Here is a 20,842-nt window from a genome sequence, read left to right as displayed (position 1 = left end):
CCCCTCTCCGTCATTGCGAGGAGGCGAAGCCGACGAAGCAATCCATGCCAGGCGGCGCCATGGATTGCTTCGCTGCGCTCGCAATGACGGCTGAGTCTATAATTAAGAATTGACTTATTTAAGTTTCAACTTCATAAGAAACCCATGAACGCCTTCGCCGCCCTGGCCGACCCCACCCGGATGCAGATCGTGGAGATGCTGGCGGCAGGGGAGCGGACGGCCGGCGACATCGCCGCGCAGTTCGCCATGAGCGGCCCGGCGATCTCGCAGCATCTGAAGGTGCTTCGCGAGGCCGGGCTGATCACGGTCCGCGCCGAGGCGCAGCGGCGCATCTACGCGCTCGATCCCCGCGGCTTCGGCGCGCTGGACGACTGGCTGCAGCACATCCGCCGCTTCTGGGGCGGCCGGCTGGACGAGCTGGAACGGCAGCTGCGCGCCACCCCCGGAACAGAAGGACAGGAACCATGAGCGATTACGGCGCCATCACCGCCCCCGGCACGGTCCGGTTCGAGCGACTGCTGCCCGGCCCGATCGAGCGGGTCTGGGCCTATCTGACGGAATCAGACAAGCGCGGCACCTGGCTGGCCACCGGCGCCGTCGAGCCCCGAATCGGCGGCCAGGTGGAGCTGCGCTTCCTCCATTCCGGGCTGTCGCCGCTGCCGGACGAGATCCCGGCCAAGTACAAGTCGCTGGAGAAGGGCGCCGACTCCACCGCCCGGGTGACGCGGTGGGAGCCGCCACGGCTGTTGAGCCACAGCTGGCCCGGCGGGGACTCCGAGGTGACCTTCGAGCTGACGCCGCAGGGCGAAGACGTGTTGCTGGTGCTGACCCACCGCCGCCTCGGGACGGAAAAGATGCCGAGCGCCGCCGGCGGCTGGCACACCCATCTCGGCATCCTGGTCGACCGGCTGCACGGCCGGGTGCCGCAGCCCTTCTTCCTCACCCACACGCCGCTGGAGGCCGAGTACGAGAAGCGCGTCGCCTCGGCGTCACAATCCTGATCGGAGGGACTGCCATGACCACCGCATTCGCCGGCGGCCGCAACATCGCGCTGAAGGTGCCGCCGCACCAGTACGACGCCACGGTCCGGTTCTACCGCGACGTCATCGGCCTGAAGCCGCTGGACAACCACCCGCCCGCCATCGGCTTCGAATTCGGCGCCAACCAGCTGTGGATCGACCGGGTCGACGCCATCAGCCAGGCCGAGCTGTGGCTGGAGATCGTGGCCGAGGACGTGCCCAGGGCGGCGGAGCATTTCGCCACGGCCGGCGTGGTGAGGCGCGACGAGATCGAGCGCCTGCCGGACGGCTTCGACGGCTTCTGGATCTCCGACCCAGCCGCGATCATCCACATCGTCACCGCCAAAGACAGCCAGTACTGAGGGCCTTTACGCCCCCTTCGGCGCCGTGGTCAGCGGCAGCAGCCGGGCCTGTGACGCTTCCAGCAGCCGGGCCATCGCCGCCGCCGCCCGCTCCGGCTCGCGGCCGATGATGGCGGTGCGCACCGCGTCGTGCAGCGCCACATCCTCGCTCGGCTTGGCCGCATGGCGCTGCAGCATCTCGGAGGAGACGCGCAGCGCCGACTTCACCGCGGCGCCGATGGTCACGAACAGGCCGTTGTGCGAGGCGGTGATGATGGCGAGGTGGAACTCCAGCGCCGATTCGGACCCCACCTTGACCGGCTGGTTCTCCTCATAGGCCCGCGCCAGCTGGCGGAAATGATGCTCGATCAGCGCGTGGTCCTCGGCCGTGCCGTCGCGCGCCGCCAGGAACGACGCCCGGGGCTCGAAGCACTGGCGCATCTCGTAGATGTCCTCGACGATCTTGGCGTCGAACTGGGCCAGCAGCCGCCACGACAGCACGTCGCGGTCCAGCAGGTTCCATTCGCCGAAGGGCAGCACCCGCGTGCCCGTCTTCGGCGACACTTCGATCAGCCGCTTGCCCGCCAGGTTCTTGATCGCCTCGCGGATCGTGGTCCGGCTGACGCCGTAGATCTGGCACAGCTCGCCCTCGATCGGCAGCGAGTCGTTCGGCCGGAATTCGCCCGACACGATGCGCATCCCCAGGCTGTTCGAGATCTGGCTGCTCATCGTCCCGACCAGGATCAGCTCACGCTCCAGCATCCGACCGTCTCCACCTGCCCCCTCTCGAATAGGCCGGGGAAGGCCCGTTGACAAAACCCATCGATCGCCGCGATGATCGAATCATATGATAATACCATTGGGGAGGAAATGGCGTGGCCGACATCGAGATCCGGGGTGTCAGCAAGCGCTTCGGGCCGGTCACGGTGTTCGACGGCCTGTCGCTGTCGATCACGTCGGGTGAGTTCGTCGTCTTCCTCGGGCCGTCCGGCTGCGGCAAGTCCACCCTGCTGCGCATGATCGCAGGGCTGGAGAGCGTCGACGGCGGCGAGATCCACATCGGCGCCGCCCGGGTCGACACCCTGCCGCCCGGCGCCCGCCAGGTGGCGATGGTGTTCCAGCACTACGCCCTGTACCCCCATATGACGATCTTCGAGAACATGGCGTTCGGGCTGCGCAACATCGGCCTGAAGCGGCTGGAGATCGAAGCCCGGGTCCAGGAAGCCGCCCGGACGCTGGAGATCGAGCCGCTGCTGCAGCGCAAGCCGGGCCAGCTGTCCGGCGGCCAGCGCCAGCGCGTCGCCATCGGCCGCGCCATCGTCAAGGAACCCCGCGCCTTCCTGTTCGACGAGCCGCTGTCCAACCTGGACGCCGCCCTGCGCGTCCGCACCCGGGTCGAGCTGGCCCGGCTGCACCGCCGGCTGCGCGCCACCATGATCTTCGTCACCCATGACCAGGTCGAGGCCATGACCCTGGCCGACCGCATCGTGGTGATGAACGAGGGCCGGATCGAGCAGGTCGGCACGCCGATGGAGATCTATGCCCGCCCGGCCACCCGCTTCGTCGCCCGTTTCGTCGGCGCCCCCGCAATGACCTTCCTAGACGTCACCGTGGTCGGCGAGGATGGCGGCGCGGTGCTGCGCCTGCCCGACGGCACCGAGCTGCGGACCCCCGTGTCGCCCGACGGCCTGCCGGCGCACCAGCCGGTGACGCTGGGGCTGCGGGCCGAGGCGGTGCGGGTCGACGGCCAGGGCGCCACCCGCGGCACGGTCGAAGTGGTCGAGCGGCTGGGCGACCGCACCCATCTGCATGTCCGGCTACGCGACGGGTCGACCCTGATCGCGGAGGATGGCGGCGCCAGCGACGTGGCCGTCGACGACCAGGTGGCTCTGCGCATCGACCCCGCCTCCGCCCACCTGTTCGGCGCCGACGGCCTGGGCCGTCACGCCGCCTGAGGGGAGGATGGCCGTGACCGACGCCACCGCCCCGGCCCGCACCATCGAACGGGCCCGCCGCGCCGGCGGCGCCTGGATCGGGCCGGACTGGCGCAACATCGGCTTCGTGCTGCCCTTCCTGGCGGTCTATGTGGCGCTGCTGGTCTGGCCGCTGTTCGACGGCATCTGGATCAGCCTGCAGAAGTTCGACATGTTCGACGGCACCGGTGCCTATGCCGGGCTGGCCAACTACAAGCGGCTGTTCGCCGACAAGATCTTCCTCGGCACCATCGAAAACACCGCGCTGTTCGTGGTGATGACGGTGCCGGCCTTCGTGGTCATCGGCCTCGGCCTGGCCCTGGCGCTGAACCGGCCGACCCGGATCGCGGCCGTGCTGCGGGCGACCTTCTTCGCCACCTCGGTGCTGTCGGTCACCATCGTCACCATCGTGTGGAAGATGGTGTACCTGCCGGACCGCGGCCTGCTGACCAACATCCTCGCCGTGTTCGGGCATGAGCCGATCGCCTTCCTGAGCAGCCAGACCCTGGCGCTGCCCGCCATCGCCATCGCCACGGTGTGGTGGGGCATCGGCCTGCCGATGATGCTGTTCCTGGCGGCACTGCAGCAGATCCCGCGCGAGCTGTACGAGGCCGCGGCGCTGGATAGCGCCGGCCGCTGGCGGTCGTTCCGGCACATCACCCTGCCTTCGATCCGGCGTACCACCGTGCTCGTGGCGGTGGTCGAGATCGTCTACCAGTTCCAGCTGTTCGGGCAGTCGCTGCTGCTGACCCGGGGCGGGCCCAACAACGCCTCGCGCCCGATCGTGCAGTTCATCTACGAGACGGGCTTCCGCGACTGGGACCTCGGCTACGCCGCCGCGGCGTCGGAGGTGCTGTTCGGGCTGATGCTGATCGCTGCCATGGCGCAGTATCTGCTGACCCGCCGCCGCGGCGAGGGGTGACGGCCATGGCCATGACAGCAACCCAGGGCACGGCCGGCCAAAGCATGGTGGGGCGCAGCCTCGGCGACCGGCTGATCCTCGCGGCCATCATCGCCCTGGTCATCGTCTGGATCGTGCCGATCGCCTGGATCGCCGGCCTGTCGTTCAAGCCCAACAGCGAGCTGATGGCCAGCACCGGCACGCTGTTCCGGGCGCCCTACACGCTGAAGAACTACACCGACATCCTCGCCAGCTCCGGCGTGTTCCGCTGGATCCTGAACAGCGTCGTCGTCGCGCTGGGCCAGACCGTCGGGGTGCTGGTGCTGGCCTCACTGGCCGGCTACGGCTTCGCCCGCACCCAGTTCCCCGGCCGCGGCGTGCTGTTCGCACTGGTGCTGATCGGCCTGGCGGTGCCGGAGCAGGCGGTGATCATCGCCCGGTTCCAGACCTTCAACGACCTGAAGCTGCACAACTCCTATCTCGGGCTGATCCTGCCGCATCTGTCCGCGCCGTTCGGCGTCTTCCTGATGACGCAGTACTTCAAGGCGATCCCGCGCGAGCTGGACGAGGCGGCGATGCTGGACAACGCCTCGCGGTTCAAGACCTTCTGGCGCGTGCTGCTGCCGCTGACCGTGCCGGCCCAGGCGACGCTGGGGATCTTCACCTTCCTGGCCGCCTGGAACGACTACCTGTGGCCGCTGATCTCCGCCACCAAGCCGGAGATGTTCACCCTGACCGTCGGCCTGGCCTCGACCCAGACCAACTTCGCCCAGTCCGAGGGCCTTGGCTTCCTGATGGCGCAGTCGGTCTTCGCCGGGCTGCCGGTGCTGATCGTCTACCTGTTCTTCCAGAAGTACATCGTCACGGCCGTCGCCGGGGCCGCCATCCGCTGAGGCGGCGGCCCCGGGGAACGGGAGGCTTTCGATACCGGCGCCGCACCAATGCCGCCGGAACCGTGGAGGAAATCATGAGAGGCAGCATCACCCTGGCCCTGTTATTCCTGGCTGGCGCCGCCGCCCCGGCCTGGGCGCAGGACAAGACCGAGATCTCTCTGTCGCGCTTCTTCGGCGCCTGCGAGGCCGATTACGGCAGCGTCACCGACGTCGCTCAGGCGCATGGCGAATGCGGGATCATCACCGCGCTGATCAACAAGTTCAACGCCGAGAGCAAGGACGTCCACGTCAAGGTCGATATCGTCGAATGGCCCGGCTACGACCAGCTGACCGCCCGGCTGCGGTCCGGCGAGGCGCCCACCATCTCGGTGATGCACGAGTCGGTGATCTCCGACTACGCCTCGCGCGGCCTCCTGGAGCCGCTGGATGACGGCCTCAAGGCCGCCGGCGTCGACACCGCAGACTTCACCGACGCGGCCCGGACGGGGGTGACCAAGGACGGCAAGGTCTACGCCCTGCCCTTCGACACGCACACCTGGCTGTGGCACATCAACATGAACCTGTTCAAGCAGGCCGGGCTGGTGGCCGCCGACGGCAAGCCGATCCTGCCGAAGTCGCCGGACGAGCTGCTGGCCCAGGCCAAGCAGTTCCGTGAGAAGACCGGCAAACCGTACTTCGTCCAGGCGCTGGCGAACGAGCAGGCGAACTACACCCGCACCCTCTACACCCTCCTGTACCAGCAGAATTCCGACTTCTTCGCCGATCCCACCAAGATCAACCTGCAGACGCCGGAAGCGAAGAATGCGGTGACGCTGTTCAAGGCGATCTACGACGACGGCGACACCACCAAGGACCAGGACTACGCGGCGGCGACGGCCGGCTTCGCCCAGGGCGACGGCGGCGTCTACATCATGGGCACCTGGCTGATCGACAGCTACACCCAGGAGGCCGCCAAGGCCAGCGGCGCGCTGAGCGGCGGCTATGCCGTGATGCCGTTCCCGCAGATCTACGGCAATCCCAAGGTCTGGGCCGACGGCCACAGCTGGGTGGTGCCGAAGGCCGACCTGGACGACGCCCACCGGAAGGCCGCCTTCGAGGTCCTGAAGTTCCTGTGGGACAACGACTTCGAATGGGCCCGCACCGGCCACCTGCCGGTCCGCAAATCGGTGGCCGCGTCCCAGTCCTTCCTCGACCTGCTGCACCGCAGCGACATCGTCAGCCTGACCAAGGACGGCACCGCCCTGCCGCAGGCGGTGAAGCGGCAGTTCGGCCTGCAGTCGATCATCCAGGAGGAGTTCACCGCCGCGGTCCAGGGCGGCAAGTCCATCGACCAGGCCCTGGCCGACGCCGAAAGCCGCTGCAACGAGCTGCTGGCCAACGCCAAGTAACGCGCACCCGGCCATGCCCCGCCGCGGGCATGGCCGTTTCCCTCATCTCCCATCAGACCGAGACGGGCATTCCATGATCTCCGCAAGGCTCATCGTCGATCGCGACTTCGTCCTCTCCGACCTCGACCGCCGCGTCTTCGGCGCCTTCGTCGAGCATATGGGCCGCTGCGTCTATGGTGGCATCTTCGAGCCCGGGCACCCCACCGCCGATGCCCGCGGCTTCCGCGGCGACGTGCTGGAGCTGACCAAGGAGCTGGGGCCGACCATCATCCGCTACCCAGGCGGCAACTTCCTCTCGGGCTACAACTGGGAGGACGGGGTCGGGCCGGTGGAGGACCGCCCGGTGCGGCGCGACCTGGCGTGGTTCTCGACCGAGACCAACCGCTTCGGCACCAACGAGTTCATGGAGTGGTCGCGCGCCGCGGGCATCGAGCCGATGTTCGGCGTCAACCTCGGCACCCGCGGGCCGGACGAGGCGCGCCGCTTCCTGGAATACTGCAACCACGAGGGCGGGTCCGAGCTGTCGGAGCTGCGCAAGTCGCACGGCCATGCCGCGCCGCACGACGTCAAGTTCTGGTGCCTGGGCAACGAGATGGACGGGCCCTGGCAGATCGGCGCCAAGACCGCCGAGGAGTACGGCCGCACCGCGCTGGAGACCGCCAAGGTGATGCGCTGGATCGACCCGACCATCCAGCTCGCCGCCTGCGGCTCGTCCCACCGCAACATGCCGAAATACGGCGCCTGGGAATACGAGGTGCTGGACCACTGCTACGACCAGGTCGACTTCATCTCGCTGCACACCTACTTCAACAACAACGCCGATTCGGCGCCGGAGTATTTCGGCGTGATCGAGCTGATGGACGCCTTCATCAAGGAGGTGGCGGCGATCTGCGACGCGGTCGGGGCCAAGCGCCGGTCGCACAAGAAGATCATGCTGTCCTTCGACGAATGGAACGTCTGGTACAAGACCCACAAGATCGAGCACATGCGCAAGCCGGGCTGGCCCGAGGCGCCGGCCCTGATCGAGGAGGTCTACAACGCCGAGGACGCGCTGATCGTCGGCGGCGCGCTGATCGCCCTGATGAACAACGCCGACCGGGTGAAGACCGCCTGCATCGCCCAGCTGGTCAACGTCATCGGCCCGATCATGACCGAGACCGGCGGCCCGGCCTGGCGCCAGACCATCTTCCACCCCTTCGCCCTGGCCGCCCGCTTCGGCCATGGCAGGGTGCTGCGGACCCAGGTCGAATCGCCGAGCTACGGCGCCACCTCGTTCCCGGAGATCCCGTATCTCTACGCCACCGTGGTCGACAATCCGGCCGACGGCACCACCGCGATCTTCGCCCTCAACCGCAGCCTGTCGGACCCGCTGGAGCTGAATGTCGAGCTGCGCGGCCTGGGCGCCGACCGTCGGCTGGTGACGGCGACCGAGATCCACCATTCCAACCTGAAGGCGGTCAACACCAAGGACGCGCCGAACACCGTGGTGCCGATGGCGAACCCCGATGTGACGGTGGATGGCGAGCGCCTGCGGGCGAAGCTGAAGCCGGCCTCGTGGAACGTGATCGTGACCCGGAGCGTGCCGCGGGCGTAGTCTGCGCCCCGCTTCGATGAGGGGCCGCGACGAACGGCTTGACGTCGGCGGTGCGGCCCCTTATACGAACGCCCTCGTCCCGGCAGCGATGCCGGGGCAATTATTTTTGACCGTGCTTAAGGATACGTGCCATGGCGCGACGCTGCCAGGTGACCGGCAAGGGCGTGATGAGTGGTAACAACGTCAGCCATGCCAAGAACAGGACCCGCCGTCGGTTCCTGCCGAACCTGCAGACCACTTCGCTGGTCTCGGAGGTTCTCGGCGTGTCCGTCCGGATGCGGCTGAGCACCAACGGCATCCGCACCATCGAGCATCGCGGTGGCCTCGACGGCTACCTCGCCAGCGCCGCCGATTCGGCCCTGGACGCCGAGCTGCGTGGCCTGAAGCACCGCATCATCAAGGCCCAGGCCGCTCAGGCCGCCTGATCAGCCGGTTTCGCGGCCCCCCGGGCCGCGGCAAGCTGCGATCAAGCCCGCGACCGCGTCGCGGGCTTTTTCATGCCCTTTGCGGGCCGGTCTCGCCGCCCGGTCTACGCACGCCCCCATCACGCGCGCTTCAGCAGGCGCCGGAAGATGCCCGCGAACCAGCCCGTGGCGGCGACGTCGGCCGCGGTGTCCAGCCCGCCTTTCTCCACGGCGGAGAGGAATGCCTCGATATCCCCGCCCATGAGCAGCGGGATGAAGCGCCCGACCTTCTCGTCCGGCCAGGTCCACCACGCGACGTCCAGGAGACGCTCGACGATCTCCGGCTCGAACCGCGTCCGGACCGCGCGCGCCGGATTCCCGGCAACGATCGCATAGGGGGCGATGTCGCGCGTGACCATCGCCCGGGCGCCCACCACCGCACCATCACCGATCGTGACGCCGGACATGATGGTGCACCCGTCGCCGAGCCAGACGTCGTTTCCGATCAGCACGTCCCCCTTGGTCGCGGGGTGTCCTGCGATGGCGGCAGCCTCCGGCCACCGCTCGATCGCACTGAAGGGATAGGTGCTCACCCAGTCGGTGCGATGATTGCCGCCGAGGAAGATCGTCACCCCTTCCGCGATCGAGCAATAGCGCCCGATGCGCAGCCGGGCCGCCTCGCCCCACCATCGGATCGACGGCGTGCCATAGGTGTGGTCGCCGATCTCGAAGCCGGATTGCGCGACGAGATCGGCGAGGATGGTCTTTGTGTAGAACGAGGTGGTCACCGGCTTCTCCCTTGCCCAGGAGGGATAGAGACCGGCGAGCCGGCCTGTCAAACGGCCATGGCCGCTGACGGCGCCGCCTGTGATGGAACCGTTCGTTTGACGGCATTGTCAGGCCTCATCCCGTTCGCGTAATGTTCTTGTCCTGCGAATCGGAAGGGGCTGCGCGATGGCGATGACGCTGTATTCCGGGCCGCTGAGCCTGTTCTCGCGCAAGGTCGAGATCGCCCTGGTCGAGAAGGCCCTGGCTTGCGAGCGGGTGCTGGTGCCGTTCAGCCAGACCGAGGGCTACGCCCCCAAGCACCCGGCGGTGCTGGCTGCCAACCCCAAGGCCCAGGTGCCGGTGCTGGTCGATGGCGCCCTGACGCTGTTCGATTCGACCGTGATCCTGGAATATCTCGAGGACGCCTATCCGGCGCCGCCGTTGTACCCGCGGGACCCCGCCGACCGCGCCCGCTGCCGGCTGGTCGAGCTGGCGGCCGACGAGGTGGTGATGCCCGACGTCCGCCCGCTGATGCATCGCAGCGAGCCGCCCGACCCGGCGCGGCTGGAGGCGCAGGAGGCCGCCGCCCGCACCGCCGAGGACGCGCTGCGCCGCCATTGGCGCCGGCTGGACGGGCAGCTGGCCGGGCGCGAGTTCTTCTTCGACGCGCTGACCGTCGCCGACATCGCGATGTTCATGACCGTGCTGTTCGCCCTGCGGCTGCACGGCCCCCGGCTGGACGAGTGTCCCGCTTTGGCCGGGTGGTACGAACGCCTGAGCGCCCGTCCGGCCTTCGCCAGGGTGGCGGCGGAGGTGGCGGCGGCGGATCGGGAGCTGTCGCCACATCTGGGCGGGTAGGCCGGCTCCTTCCCCCTCACCCGGCTTTTCGAGTCCCCCCTCCCCCTGCGGGAGGGGGTAGGGGGAGGGGGTTCTCTCGGCGGGTACCGGCGACAATCCAGCGGCCGCAGCGAGAACGGAGACAATCCTACCCATAGGCGCGCGGACGCGCGCAGACCCCTCCCCCTATCCCCCTCCCGCAAGGGGAGGGGGACTCCTTCAGGTTCGGCCTGCCTACCGCCCCTTCCACACCGGCTTGCGCTTCTCGGCGAAGGCGCGGGCGCCTTCCAGTTGGTCTTCGCTGTCGTAGAGCGTCGCCACGGTCGGGAAGCCGCGGGCCATCACCCGGGCCAGCGCCGCCTGGGCCGGCATCGCTTCAGTCTCCCGCGCCACCTCCTTGATCGCGGCGAAGACCAGCGGCGGGCCGTCGGCGAGGTGGCGGGCCAAGGCGCGGGCGCGGTCCATCAGCACCGCCGCCGGCACCACCGCGTTGACCAGGCCCCAGCGCAGCGCCTCCTCCGCCTCCATCCAGCGGCCGGTGTAGAGCAGGTCCATCGCCACGTGATAGGGGATGCGGCGCGGCAGCTTGATCGTCGCCGCATCCGCCAGGGTGCCGGCATTGATCTCCGGCAGCGAGAACCGGACATGGTCGGCGGCCAGGATCAGATCGGCCGACAGCGCCAGTTCGAAACCGCCGCCGACCGCCATGCCGTTGACCGCCGCGATGACGGGCTTGTTCAGGCCCGGCAGCTCCTGCAGCCCGGCGAAGCCGCCGATGCCGTAATCCTCGTCCGGGCGGATGCCCTCCGCCGCCACCGCCTTCAGGTCCCAGCCGGCGGAGAAGAACCGGTCGCCGCCGCCGGTGACGATGGCGACGCGCAGGTCGGGATCGTCGCGGAAGCCGGCGAAGACCTCGCCCATCCGCCGGCTGGTGGCGCTGTCGATCGCATTCGCCTTGGGGCGGTCCAGCACCACCTCCAGCACGGCGCCGTCGCGGGTGACGCGTAGGGGATCATCGGTCATCGGGGTCCTCCACCAGTCGCAGCAGCACATCGGCGGCGACGGCGCCGCGGGGGGTCACGATCAATGGGTTGACGTCGAGTTCGGCCACTCGGCCGGCCTGGGCCAGCGCGAAATCCTGGATCGCCAGCACGGCGTCGACCGCGGCATCAAGGTCGCCGGACGGCCGGCCGCGATGTCCGGCGATCAGCTTTGCCACCTTCAGCGCCCCGATTGCCGCCGCGATTTCCGCCCGCGCCGCCGGCAGCAGCAGGATCCTGGTGTCGCCGACCAGCTCGACCAGCGTGCCGCCGGAGCCGAGCACGAGATGCAGTCCGATCTGCGGGTCGCGGCCGACGCCGACGATCAGCTCCGCCACCGCATCGCCGACCATGCGTTCGACCAGCAGCGCCTCGCCCAGGCCCGCCAGGGCTTCGGCCGCCTGCCGCACCGCGACGGCATCGGCCAGGTTCAGCCGCACCGCACCGAGTTCGGTCTTGTGCGCCAGGGCGGCGCCGGTGGCCTTGAGCACGACCGGGAAGCCGATCCCTTCGGCCGCGGCCACCGCCTCATCCACCGTCCGAGCCAGCCGCCCCTCCGGCACCGGCACGCCATGGCCAGCCAGGCAGCGCTTGCCGTCCCATTCCGACAGGGTGCGGACGGCACCCGGACGCAATGACACCGCCGGGGCGGGATCCGTCCGGCCGGCGTCGCGCAGCACATCGCCCACCGCCGCCGCCACGGCGATGGCCGCCAGCGCATCATCGATGCCCAGCAGCGGCGCGACGCCGGCGGCGACCAGCGCCTCGGCCCGGTCCTCCGGCAGCGCCTCGGGCAGCGAGGCGACCAGCACCCCCTTCCGCCCGGTGCGGTGCACGGCCGCCACCAGCGCCTCCAGCGACGGCAGCCAGGCCGCGTCGCTGCAGCGGTCGCCGCGCGGCAGGTCGAGGACCAGCAGCGTCAGGTCGAATTCCGCCGCCATCATCGCCGAGAAGGTCTCGGTCATGGCCGGGGCGTTGGCCCAGATGAAGGTGTGGTAGTCGAAGGGGTTGGAGACCGTGACCAGCGCCGACACCGTCGTCGCCACCCGGGCGGTCTGCGCCGCATCCAACGGCCGGAAGCGCAGCCCGGTGCCGAGCACGGCATCGGCGATCAGCGCCGCCTCGCCGCCCGAGCAGCTCATCGAGGCGATGTCGCGGCCGGGCAGCGGGCCCACGACATGCAGCAACTTCAGCGCCTCCAGCAGCACCGGCAGCGAGGTGACGCGGACCACGCCGATGCGCTGCAGGAAGGCGTCCATGACGGCATCCGCCCCTGCCAGCGAGGCGGTGTGGCTGAGGGTCAGCCGCGCCCCTTCCGGCGACCGGCCGGTCTTCAGCGCCAGGATCGGCACGCCCTGCCGCCGCGCCCGCGCCGCAGCCCGGGCCAGGGCGGCGGGGTCGGCCAGCCCTTCGATGTGCAGGCCGATGGCGGTGACCCGGGGGTCGTCGAGGAAGGCCTCGACCATCTCGCCCAGACCCGCCACCGCCTGGTTGCCCAGCGTGGCGACATACGCGATCGGCAGGCCGCGCCGCTGCATCGTCAGGTTGATGGCGATGTTGCTGGACTGGGTGACCAGGGCCACGCCGCGCTCCACCCGCTGCCCGCCATGCTGGTCGGGCCACAGCAGCGCGCCGTCGAGATAGTTGATCACGCCGTAGCAGTTGGGGCCGAGCACCGGCATCGCCCCGGCGGCCGCCACCAGCCCCGCCTGCAGATCCGCCCCCTCGGCCCCGACCTCGGAGAAGCCGGAGGCGTAGCAGATGGCCCCGCCGGCGCCGCGTGCGGCCAGGGCCGCCGTGATCTCGACGGTGGCATGCCGGTTGATGCCGAGGAACACGGCGTCGGGCGCATCCGGCAGGTCGGCGACCGAGCGGAAGGCGGGCAGGCCTTCGACCATGTCGTGCTGCGGATGCACCGGCCAGATCTCGCCGGCGAAGCCCATGCGACGGCTCTGCCGGATCACCTCAGCCGCAGGTTTCCCGCCGATCACCGCGATCGAGCGCGGGCGCAGCAGGCGGGAGAGGTCGAAGCGTCGGGGCTGGGTCATGCCCGAGCCTCCGCGTGTACAGAGCTATGGCCCCTAGGCTTCTCGTCATTGCAAACTTGAGTCCCCCCTCCCCTTGCGGGAGGGGGGTAGGGGGAGGGGGTTCCCTCAGCAAGAGAAGGCCTGCCCGGATGGCCGACCGTCGCGTCCAGTTCCTGCGCCGGCATCTGACGGAGGCCGAACGCCTGCTGTGGCACCAGCTGCGCGATAGGCGGGTCGGCGGTGTCCGCTTCCGGCGGCAATATCGGCTGGGTGCCTATGTCGTCGACTTCGTCTGCCTTCCGGCCCGGCTGGTGATCGAGGTCGATGGGCCGTCGCACGAGTTCACCGCGGAGGCGGATGGGCGGAGGACCCAGTGGCTGGAGAGCCAGGGCTTCCGTGTCGTTCGCCTTTCCAATGAGCAGGTCATGAGCAACCTTGCGGGGTCGGTTCAGACGATCGAGGTCGCCTTGGCGAGCAGTTGAACCGGCCTGCGCCAACGGCGCGAACCCCCTCCCCCTACCCCCCTCCCGCAAGGGGAGGGGGGACTGAATTGGGTGGCAGCCGCTCGAGACTGGAGCAATCAGAGAATTCAGCATCCAGGCCATCTCGCTCAAGCCCCCAGCGGGCGCAGCAGGTCGCGCGCGATGATGTGGCGCTGGATCTCGCTGGTGCCGTCCCAGATCCGCTCCACCCGCGCGTCGCGCCAGAAGCGCTCGATCGGCAGATCGTCCATCAGCCCCATGCCGCCATGGATCTGCAGCGCCGCGTCGGTGACCCGGCCCAGCATCTCCGACGCGAAGAGCTTGGCCTGGCTGATCGCGCGGTTGGCGTCCTGGCCCTGGTCGATGCGCCAGGCGGCGGACAGGGTCAGCCAGTCGGCCGCATCGATCTCGGTGATCATGTCGGCCAGCTTGAAGCCGGTGCCCTGGAAGCGGCCGATCGGCTGGCCGAACTGCTTGCGCTGGGCGGCATAGAAGAGGGCCAGGTCGAAGGCGCGGCGGGCGCGGCCGACGCACATCGCCGCCACCGTCAGGCGGGTGGCATGCAGCCAGGTGTTGGCCAGGTCGAAGCCCCGCCCCTCCTCGCCCAGCATCTGCGCCGCCGGCACCCGGCAATCGTCGAAGGTCAGCGTCGCATTGTGGTAGCCGCGATGCGAGACCGAGGCGTAGCCGGGATGGATTCCGAAGCCTGGCGTGTCGCGGTCGACCAGCAGGCAGGAGATGCGCTTGCGCCCGGCCGCATCCTCGCCCGTCGCCACGAACAGGATGACGAAATCGGCGACATCGGCATGGCTGATGAAATGCTTGGTGCCGTTGATCACCCAGTCGCCGCCATCCGGCCGGGCGGTGCAGGACATGCCGCGCAAATCGGAGCCCGCATCAGGCTCGGTCATCGCCAGGGCGTCGACCTTCTCGCCGCGGACGCAGGGCAGCAGGTACCGCTCGCGCTGCTCCGGCGTGCCGGCGCACAGGATGTTGGAGGGCCGGCCCCAGAACACCGTCAGCGCCATGGACGCGCGGCCCAGCTCGCGCTCCAGCAGGGTGAAGGTCAAATGGTCGAGGCCGCCGCCGCCGAATTCCTCGGGGATGTTGGGGGCGTAGAAGCCGAGGTCGCGGACCTTGTGCTGGATCTCGCGGCCGACCTCCAGCGGCACCTGGCCGGTGCGCTCGACCTCCCGCTCCAGCGGCTGCAGCTCGTGCTCGACGAAGCCGCGCACCGTGTCGACCACCAGTTGCTGCTCTTGGCTCAGTCCGAAATCCATCATCGCCTCCCAGGCTTTCCCGGAGGCTATTGCGGCCCGGCATCTACGGGCGATACCATTTCGGATCAGAACGATACGGAATCGGATGTCATGAGCGGGCCGCGCCGCATCGCGATCCTGGTCCTCGACGGGTTCTCCAACCTGACCCTGGCGGCGCTGATCGAGCCGCTGCGCGCCGCCAACCGGATGGCGGGGCGGCCCCTGTTCGCCTGGACCGTGCTGAGCGAAAGCGGCGGCCCGGTGGCCAGCAGCAGCAACCTGCGGCTGGAGGCCGATGCGGCGATGGCGGCGGCCGGCGAGGCCGACGACCTGTTCGTGGTCGCCAGCTACGAGGCCGAAGCCCGGGCGACGCCCGCGGGCCGGCGCTTCCTGCGGGCGGCGGCCCGGCGCGGCACCATGATCGCCGGGCTGGAATCCGCGCCCTATGTGCTGGCCCTGGCCGGGGTGCTGGACGGCCACCGCGCCACCACGCATTGGGAGGATCTGCGCGACTTCGCCGAGCGCTTCCCGGCCGTGGACGCCGTGCCCGACCGCTTCGTCATCGACCGCCGCCGCATCACCGCCGGCGGCGCGCTGCCGACGCTGGACCTGATGCTGGATCTGCTGCGGCGGGAGCAGGGGTTGAGCCTGGCGCTGGCCGTCTCCAGCACCTTCCTGTACGAGGGCGCGCATCCCGGCCACGACCCGCAGCACATGGTCGCCGCCGGAAGGCTGGCCTGGCAGGACCCGCTGCTGGTGCGGGCGATCCGGCTGATGGAGGCGAACATCGAGGCGCCGCTGCCGGTCGAGGCGATCGCGGCCACGCTGGGCATCGGCCCGCGCGCCCTGCTGCAGCGCTTCACCGCGACGCTGGGCACCGGCCCCAAGGCCTATTACGCCGAACTGCGCCTGACCCTGGCCCGACGCCTGCTGGAAAACACCGATCGGTCGGTCAATGATATCGCCGCCGATTGCGGCTTCGCCTCCGGCTCAGCCCTCGCCCGCGCCTTCCGCACCCGCTACGGGGTCAATCCGGCGAGGGCGCGGCGGGCCGCTTGACCACCGGCTCCGGCGAGAACCGGGCCTGGCGGGGATCGAGCTCATGGCCCTGGCGTTCGGTCAGCAGGCCGTAGAGCTCCGGCCGCCGGCCGCGGATCCAGCGCCGGCCGGTCGCCAGCGGCAGCAGGTCGAGGTCGAGATCGGCCACCACCATGGCGTCGTCCGCCACGCCGGTCTCGGCCAGGATGCGGCCATAGGGGTCCAGCACCATGGCGTTGCCGGTGCGCACCTCGCCGTCGTCCTCGCCGACGCCGTTGCTGAACAGCAGGAACAGGCCGTTGTCATGCGCCCGCGCCGGCAGCCAACGCATCAGCCAGCCGCGGCCCTTCGGCCCGGCGAACTCCGCCTCGATCGCCGCGGGATCCTCGTGCCGTCGATGCCACAGGTCAGGGTCGATCAGCCCCATGGCGTGAGGGCTGCGCGAGGCGCAGCCGCCGGTCTGGTGCGGGGCCAGCAGGACCTCGGCGCCCAAGAGGGCCGTGGCGCGCGCATTCTCCACCAGGTTGTTGTCCCAGCAGATCAGCACGCCCAGCCGCACGCCCCAGGGCGTGTCGAACACGGTGTAGCGGTTGCCGCTGGCGATGTGGTCGCTTTCGAAGGCGTGCAGCTTGCGGTGGCAATGCACCGTGCCGTCGGGCAGGCAAACGGCGTAGGAATTGTAGAAGCGGCCGTCACCGCCCACCTCGACCAGCCCGGCGCCGATCGCCATGCCGTGCTGCGCCGCCAGTTCCTGCAGCACCGCGACGGACGGCCCGTCCGGCACCGGCTCGGCCAGGGCGGCGATGGCGTCACGATCGAGGTTGCGGACATGCCAGTAGCCGGTGATGCACATCTCCGGAAAGGCCAGGATCTTCATGCCATCCGCCGCGGCGGCCGTGGTGAAATGGCGGATGCGGGACAGGTTGTACGGTTTGTCACCGGCACGGTGATGGAACTGGACGGTGGCGGCGCGCAGCAGGGTCATCACGGCCTCGCGGGATGTCGATGGCGAGACTCTAGCTGCCCGGCGGCCTGTGCGTGGACTATCATCCCTGCACCATGCCCGATCGAAACCGCACAGCCCGGCTGGACTGGGACGATGTCCGCTACGCCGTCGCCCTCGCCCGGCACGGCAGCCTGTCCGCCACCGCCCGGGCGCTGGGGGTCAACCACGCCACCGTGTCGCGCCGGCTGGACGGGCTGGAGCGGGCGCTGGGCCGGCCGCTGTTCGACCGCCGCCCCGACGGCTATCGCCCGAATGCGGCCGGCGCCGCGGTGCTGGCCGAGGCCCAGGCGATGGAGGACGGCGCCCTGGCCCTGCTGCGCCGGCTGGACCATGCCGAGGACGGCCTGGCCGGCCGGGTGCGGCTGACCACCGCCCGGGCGCTGGCGCTGGGCTTCCTGATCGACCGGCTGGGGGACTTGCGGGCGCGTTGGCCTGACATCGACCTGGAGCTGGTGCTGGAGACGCGGATCACCAGCCTGGCCCGGCGCGAGGCCGACATCGCGCTCCGACTCGGGCGGCCGGCGGACAGCGCCCTGGTCGGGCGGCGGGTGGCGACCATCGCCTATGCCGCCTACGCCGCGCCGGCGATCGCGGCCACCGACGGCGCCCCCCTGATCGGCGACGATGGCGCGGATGCGGCGTCGGAGACGGCGTGGCTGATCCGCCGCCATCCCGGCCGCCGCGTCGCCTTTGCCTGCAACAGCCAGCTGGCCCAGGCCGCCGCCGCCCGCGCCGGCTGGGGCGTGGCGCTGCTGCCGCGCTATCTCGGAGATCCCGATCCCGGGCTGGTGCCGGTCGATCTCGGCGCCCTGCCGCCGCCCCGCGAGATCTGGCTGCTGATCCGCCCCGATCTGACCGATGTGCCGCGGGTGCGGGCAGTGGCGGATGCGCTGGTGGACCTGTTCGCGGCGAACCGGGCGCGGTTCGGCTAGATCAGGAACACCCGCCGCAGCCGGACGGCGACCGCGATGCCGATCAGGCCCGCGACCGCCACCGGGATCGCCGCGGCGGGCCAGCCGGCGGCATCGACCGCACCGCCGACCACCACCGGGGCGACCACCTGGCCGAGAGCGCTGCCCTGCATCACCAGCCCGACCACCATCGGCCCCAGATCCGGCCGCGGCGCCGCCAGGGAGGCGCCGCCGATGACGCTGGCCGGCAGCAGGCCGGCCACACCGGAGAACAGGACGCAGAGCAGGAACACCGCGGTCGGCGGCAAGGCGAGCCAGAAGATCGCGACGCCGCTGAGGGCCATGACGGCGCAGGCGGCCGCGACCAGGGCCCAGCGCGCCGTGCCGCGGCCCAGCAGCAGGCCGGCGGCAAGGTTGCCCAGCACATTGGCACCGACCGCGACGGCGCTGAGCGCGCCGGCCACGGCGACCGACACGCCCATCCGCTCCGCCAGCAGCACCGGCAGGAAGCCGACCAGGGCGAAGTACATCACGTTGTAGAGGGTGAAACTGGCGGCCAGCAGCAGCGGGCCGGACGAGGTCACGGTCAGCACCGCGTCGCGGCCGGCGGCGCGCCAGGACAGGGCGGCCGCAGTGCCACGCGGCACCAGCAGGAGCAGCAGCAGGACGAAGGCGGCGGCCAGCACCGCGTTGGCGACCCAGAACGGCCGCCACCCCGCCAGGGCGGCACCCAGCAGCAGGGCGATCGCCATGCCGGCGGGCATGTAGGCGCTCCAGATCCCGAAGGCGAGGTCGCGATCCCCCGCGGCGGCGATGCGCTGCAGCAGGGCCGGTGCCGCGACCGACACCAGCAGGAACCCCAGCCCTTCCACGACCCGGGCGCCCAGCAGCAGGGCGAAGCTGCCGGCCAGCGCCCCCACCAGCCCGCCGACGGCCAAAGCGAGCAGGCCCAGCGCCAGCAGCCGGCGGTCGCCGAACCGGCTGACCGCAGCCCCGGCCGGAATGCCGCCGACCACGCCGAGCACCGCGAAGACCGACAGGACCCAGCCGGCGGCCTCCAGCCCCAGCCCGAACTCGGTGCGCAGGGCCGGCAGGGTGATCACGCCCTTGCCGACCTGCAGCGCGGTGACCACGCCGCAGGCGACGACGATGCCGGCGGCGATCCAGTCGGTCCGCAGCGGCCGGGCGGCGACGGCCGGCGCGGTCACGCCACCCGCTCCGCCGCCGGTCCCTGGATCCGGCGGGTCCACACCACCAGCCCGTCCAGCATCCGGCCGATGATCGCCCGCGTCGGTTCGTCGGCCAGCCGCAACGTCTCGTCGAATTTGCCCCCGGCCTGGCCGACGAACACCTCGGGCCGGTTCAGCACATGCATGCCGGTGCCGATCGCGACCTCGCGCAGATGCATCTGCGCCCGCACCGTGCCGAGGCCGGGGGAGGCCCCGAACAGGGCGACCGGCTTGCCCTCGAGCACCGATTCGCCATGGGGACGCGACGCCCAGTCCAACGCGTTCTTCAGGGCCGGGGCGAAGGAGCCGTTGTATTCCGGCACCGCCAGCAGCAGGGCGTCGGCGGCCACGATCTTCGCCTTGAGCGCCGCGACCGCCGCGGGGATTCCGTCCGCCTCCACATCCTCGTCGAAGAACGGCAGGCCGTTGAGCGGATGGATGTCCAGCACCGCACCGGCCGGCAGCATTTCGCCGGCGGCGCGCAGCAGGGCAGTGTTCAGCGAGCCCCGGCGCAGGCTGCCGGACAGGCCGAGGATGCGGATGCGGTTCGACATGACGAGCCCTTCCGAGAGGCGCCGGCAGCGGTGCCGGCCGATGCTCAATCTGGGCCGGATGCCCGCCGGCACCTATCGGCGAGCTTCGTATGCGCCCCATACGATTCCGTATAGGCGATCAGGCCGGGTTGAGCTCTGCCGCGCGGGTCTTCAGCATCGCGACCGCGAAGTCGATGAAGGCGCGGATGCGCGGCACATCCCGCAGATCGGCATGCACCCCCATCCGCACCGGCTGGGTCGGGCACGGCAGCGGCGTGTCGATGCGCCGGAGCGCCGCCCGTCCGTCGCCCAGCAGGCGCGGCAGGGCCGCCATCGCCGCGCCGGTCTCGGCGGCGGCCAGTTGCGAGCCGAGGCCGCTGCTGCGCAGGATCACCCGGGCCGCCGGCGCGGTCGCCTGCAGCCAGACCGACTGCACCGGCCGGCCGGCGAATTCATACATGGTGACCACGGCATGGCCGGCGCAGCCGGCCGCGAAGTCGGGATCCCCGTGCCGGTCGAGATAGGCCGGCGCGGCGTAGAGGCCGTAGCCGATCTCGGCCACCTTGCGCTCGACCAGATCCTCCTGCTGGAACGGGCCGAAGCGGAAGGCAATGTCGGCCTCACGCCGCGACAGGTTGAACACGCGCGGCTCGACCAACAGTTCCACCGCCACCAGCGGGTGCAGCGCGCCGAACCGCGCCGCGATCGGGGCGATGACGCCATCCCCCAGCCAGTCCAGGCTGGTGACGGAGATCGGGCCCTGCAGGCCGGTATCGCGCGCCGCGATGCGCCGTTCGACCGCCAGGGCGCCGTCTTCCATGCGCTGCAGCCCGTCGACCAGCGCGGCGCAAAGGGGTGTCGGCGACAGGCCGCTGGCGCCGCGTTCGAACAGCTTGACCCCGATCCGCCGCTCCAGCCCGTCGAGCCGTCGGCTGACCGTCGGCTGGGTGGTGCCCAGAACCCGCGCCGCGGCGCTGAGCGACCCGTGCCGGGCCACGGCGAAGGCGAATTTCAGATCGTCCCAATCCATGCGCGATGACTCCGGCCGGCCGGAGTCATCTATACGCTGTTGTATGGGGCGTGCAGACTATTTTAGATGTCATGCCACGGCTTGACCGTGCAATCCAGGGGCGGCCAGAGCGGCTCTCGGTGGCCCCTGGATTGCCCGGTCAAGCCGGGCAATGACAGGAAGAAGGCAA

22 protein-coding genes are annotated in these 20,842 nt (G+C 70.4%); 13 read left to right on the top strand and 9 right to left on the bottom strand.

What is annotated here, in order from left to right; translation table 11 throughout:
• Positions 1–144 precede the first annotated feature (144 nt).
• The 3 genes from AB4112_RS00495 to AB4112_RS00485 are packed head-to-tail and all read left to right on the top strand — an operon-like array spanning position 145 to position 1,381.
• Positions 145–468, top strand: coding sequence for an ArsR/SmtB family transcription factor (locus tag AB4112_RS00495; protein ID WP_441716542.1), 324 nt, complete (start codon positions 145–147; stop codon positions 466–468).
• Positions 465–1,001, top strand: a complete 537-nt coding sequence (locus tag AB4112_RS00490; RefSeq protein WP_441716540.1) for an SRPBCC family protein — start codon at positions 465–467, stop codon at positions 999–1,001. The genes AB4112_RS00495 and AB4112_RS00490 overlap by 4 nt, the downstream gene beginning before the upstream one ends.
• A gap of 14 nt (positions 1,002–1,015) precedes the next feature.
• Positions 1,016–1,381 (top strand): hypothetical protein, encoded by a 366-nt coding sequence (locus AB4112_RS00485; RefSeq protein WP_441716538.1) that lies wholly within the window; start codon positions 1,016–1,018, stop codon positions 1,379–1,381.
• A gap of 6 nt (positions 1,382–1,387) precedes the next feature.
• On the opposite strand, the gene AB4112_RS00480 is transcribed toward AB4112_RS00485, so the two are convergent.
• Positions 1,388–2,122: a FadR/GntR family transcriptional regulator gene (locus AB4112_RS00480; RefSeq protein WP_309797576.1), complete on the bottom strand. Its 735-nt coding sequence runs from the start codon at positions 2,120–2,122 to the stop codon at positions 1,388–1,390.
• 113 nt (positions 2,123–2,235) lie between these two features.
• Between AB4112_RS00480 and AB4112_RS00475 the strand changes: the two genes are divergently transcribed.
• The 6 genes from AB4112_RS00475 to rpmB all read left to right on the top strand — a co-directional run bounded on the left by AB4112_RS00475 (position 2,236) and on the right by rpmB (position 8,534).
• A complete protein-coding gene (locus tag AB4112_RS00475) occupies positions 2,236–3,315 on the top strand; it encodes an ABC transporter ATP-binding protein (protein ID WP_441716537.1) in 1,080 nt (359 codons plus the stop codon).
• Between the two features lie 13 nt (positions 3,316–3,328).
• Positions 3,329–4,255: a carbohydrate ABC transporter permease gene (locus AB4112_RS00470; RefSeq protein WP_309797580.1), complete on the top strand. Its 927-nt coding sequence runs from the start codon at positions 3,329–3,331 to the stop codon at positions 4,253–4,255.
• Positions 4,256–4,260: 5 nt separating this feature from the next.
• Positions 4,261–5,127: a carbohydrate ABC transporter permease gene (locus AB4112_RS00465; RefSeq protein ID WP_309797582.1), complete on the top strand. Its 867-nt coding sequence runs from the start codon at positions 4,261–4,263 to the stop codon at positions 5,125–5,127.
• 74 nt (positions 5,128–5,201) lie between these two features.
• Positions 5,202–6,515, top strand: coding sequence for an extracellular solute-binding protein (locus AB4112_RS00460; protein WP_441716535.1), 1,314 nt, complete (start codon positions 5,202–5,204; stop codon positions 6,513–6,515).
• Between the two features lie 73 nt (positions 6,516–6,588).
• Positions 6,589–8,109: an arabinosylfuranosidase ArfA gene (arfA, locus tag AB4112_RS00455; RefSeq protein ID WP_309797585.1), complete on the top strand. Its 1,521-nt coding sequence runs from the start codon at positions 6,589–6,591 to the stop codon at positions 8,107–8,109.
• A gap of 131 nt (positions 8,110–8,240) precedes the next feature.
• Entirely contained in the window at positions 8,241–8,534 is a 294-nt protein-coding gene (gene rpmB, locus AB4112_RS00450; RefSeq protein WP_309797586.1) for a 50S ribosomal protein L28, read from the top strand.
• A gap of 119 nt (positions 8,535–8,653) precedes the next feature.
• Here rpmB and AB4112_RS00445 read toward each other — a convergent pair whose 3' ends face one another.
• The gene (locus AB4112_RS00445; RefSeq protein WP_309797588.1) at positions 8,654–9,301 is read right to left on the bottom strand and encodes a CatB-related O-acetyltransferase; all 648 of its coding nucleotides are present in this window, start codon (positions 9,299–9,301) and stop codon (positions 8,654–8,656) included.
• 166 nt (positions 9,302–9,467) lie between these two features.
• Here AB4112_RS00445 and AB4112_RS00440 point away from each other — a divergent pair, with 166 nt between their 5' ends.
• Positions 9,468–10,139: a glutathione S-transferase family protein gene (locus AB4112_RS00440; protein ID WP_441716532.1), complete on the top strand. Its 672-nt coding sequence runs from the start codon at positions 9,468–9,470 to the stop codon at positions 10,137–10,139.
• 213 nt (positions 10,140–10,352) lie between these two features.
• On the opposite strand, the gene AB4112_RS00435 is transcribed toward AB4112_RS00440, so the two are convergent.
• Together AB4112_RS00435 and AB4112_RS00430 are read right to left on the bottom strand one after the other, a co-directional pair.
• Positions 10,353–11,141: a carnitinyl-CoA dehydratase gene (locus tag AB4112_RS00435; RefSeq protein WP_441716530.1), complete on the bottom strand. Its 789-nt coding sequence runs from the start codon at positions 11,139–11,141 to the stop codon at positions 10,353–10,355.
• Positions 11,131–13,206 carry an acetate--CoA ligase family protein gene (locus AB4112_RS00430; RefSeq protein ID WP_441716528.1) on the bottom strand — a complete coding sequence of 692 codons (2,076 nt, stop codon included), beginning with the start codon at positions 13,204–13,206 and terminating at the stop codon, positions 11,131–11,133. The genes AB4112_RS00435 and AB4112_RS00430 overlap by 11 nt, the downstream gene beginning before the upstream one ends.
• A 128-nt stretch (positions 13,207–13,334) precedes the next feature.
• Here AB4112_RS00430 and AB4112_RS00425 point away from each other — a divergent pair, with 128 nt between their 5' ends.
• Positions 13,335–13,667: an endonuclease domain-containing protein gene (locus AB4112_RS00425; protein ID WP_309797595.1), complete on the top strand. Its 333-nt coding sequence runs from the start codon at positions 13,335–13,337 to the stop codon at positions 13,665–13,667.
• 128 nt (positions 13,668–13,795) lie between these two features.
• On the opposite strand, the gene AB4112_RS00420 is transcribed toward AB4112_RS00425, so the two are convergent.
• On the bottom strand, positions 13,796–14,947 hold the full coding sequence (locus tag AB4112_RS00420; RefSeq protein ID WP_441716526.1) for an acyl-CoA dehydrogenase family protein: 1,152 nt from the start codon (positions 14,945–14,947) through the stop codon (positions 13,796–13,798).
• A 90-nt stretch (positions 14,948–15,037) separates the two neighbouring features.
• Between AB4112_RS00420 and AB4112_RS00415 the strand changes: the two genes are divergently transcribed.
• A complete protein-coding gene (locus AB4112_RS00415) occupies positions 15,038–15,985 on the top strand; it encodes a GlxA family transcriptional regulator (RefSeq protein ID WP_441716524.1) in 948 nt (315 codons plus the stop codon).
• Here the strand turns inward: AB4112_RS00415 and AB4112_RS00410 are convergent.
• A complete protein-coding gene (locus AB4112_RS00410) occupies positions 15,954–16,949 on the bottom strand; it encodes a nitrilase family protein (protein ID WP_309797602.1) in 996 nt (331 codons plus the stop codon). The two genes, AB4112_RS00415 and AB4112_RS00410, sit on opposite strands and share 32 nt — an antisense overlap.
• 74 nt (positions 16,950–17,023) lie before the next feature.
• On the opposite strand from AB4112_RS00410, the gene AB4112_RS00405 reads away from it, so the two are divergent.
• Entirely contained in the window at positions 17,024–17,902 is an 879-nt protein-coding gene (locus AB4112_RS00405; RefSeq protein WP_309797604.1) for a LysR family transcriptional regulator, read from the top strand.
• Here the strand turns inward: AB4112_RS00405 and AB4112_RS00400 are convergent.
• The 3 genes from AB4112_RS00400 to AB4112_RS00390 form a co-directional block, all read right to left on the bottom strand.
• On the bottom strand, positions 17,899–19,089 hold the full coding sequence (locus AB4112_RS00400; RefSeq protein ID WP_309797605.1) for an MFS transporter: 1,191 nt from the start codon (positions 19,087–19,089) through the stop codon (positions 17,899–17,901). The two genes, AB4112_RS00405 and AB4112_RS00400, sit on opposite strands and share 4 nt — an antisense overlap.
• On the bottom strand, positions 19,086–19,664 hold the full coding sequence (locus tag AB4112_RS00395; protein ID WP_441716521.1) for an NADPH-dependent FMN reductase: 579 nt from the start codon (positions 19,662–19,664) through the stop codon (positions 19,086–19,088). The genes AB4112_RS00400 and AB4112_RS00395 overlap by 4 nt, the downstream gene beginning before the upstream one ends.
• A gap of 118 nt (positions 19,665–19,782) precedes the next feature.
• On the bottom strand, positions 19,783–20,673 hold the full coding sequence (locus tag AB4112_RS00390; RefSeq protein WP_309797609.1) for a LysR family transcriptional regulator: 891 nt from the start codon (positions 20,671–20,673) through the stop codon (positions 19,783–19,785).
• Positions 20,674–20,842 lie beyond the last annotated feature (169 nt).

Origin of the sequence: Inquilinus sp. 2KB_23 (assembly GCF_052115705.1) — a bacterium.
Classification (GTDB): Bacteria; Pseudomonadota; Alphaproteobacteria; order DSM-16000; family Inquilinaceae; genus Inquilinus; species Inquilinus ginsengisoli_A.
This window is presented reverse-complemented; position numbering and strand designations above follow the sequence as displayed.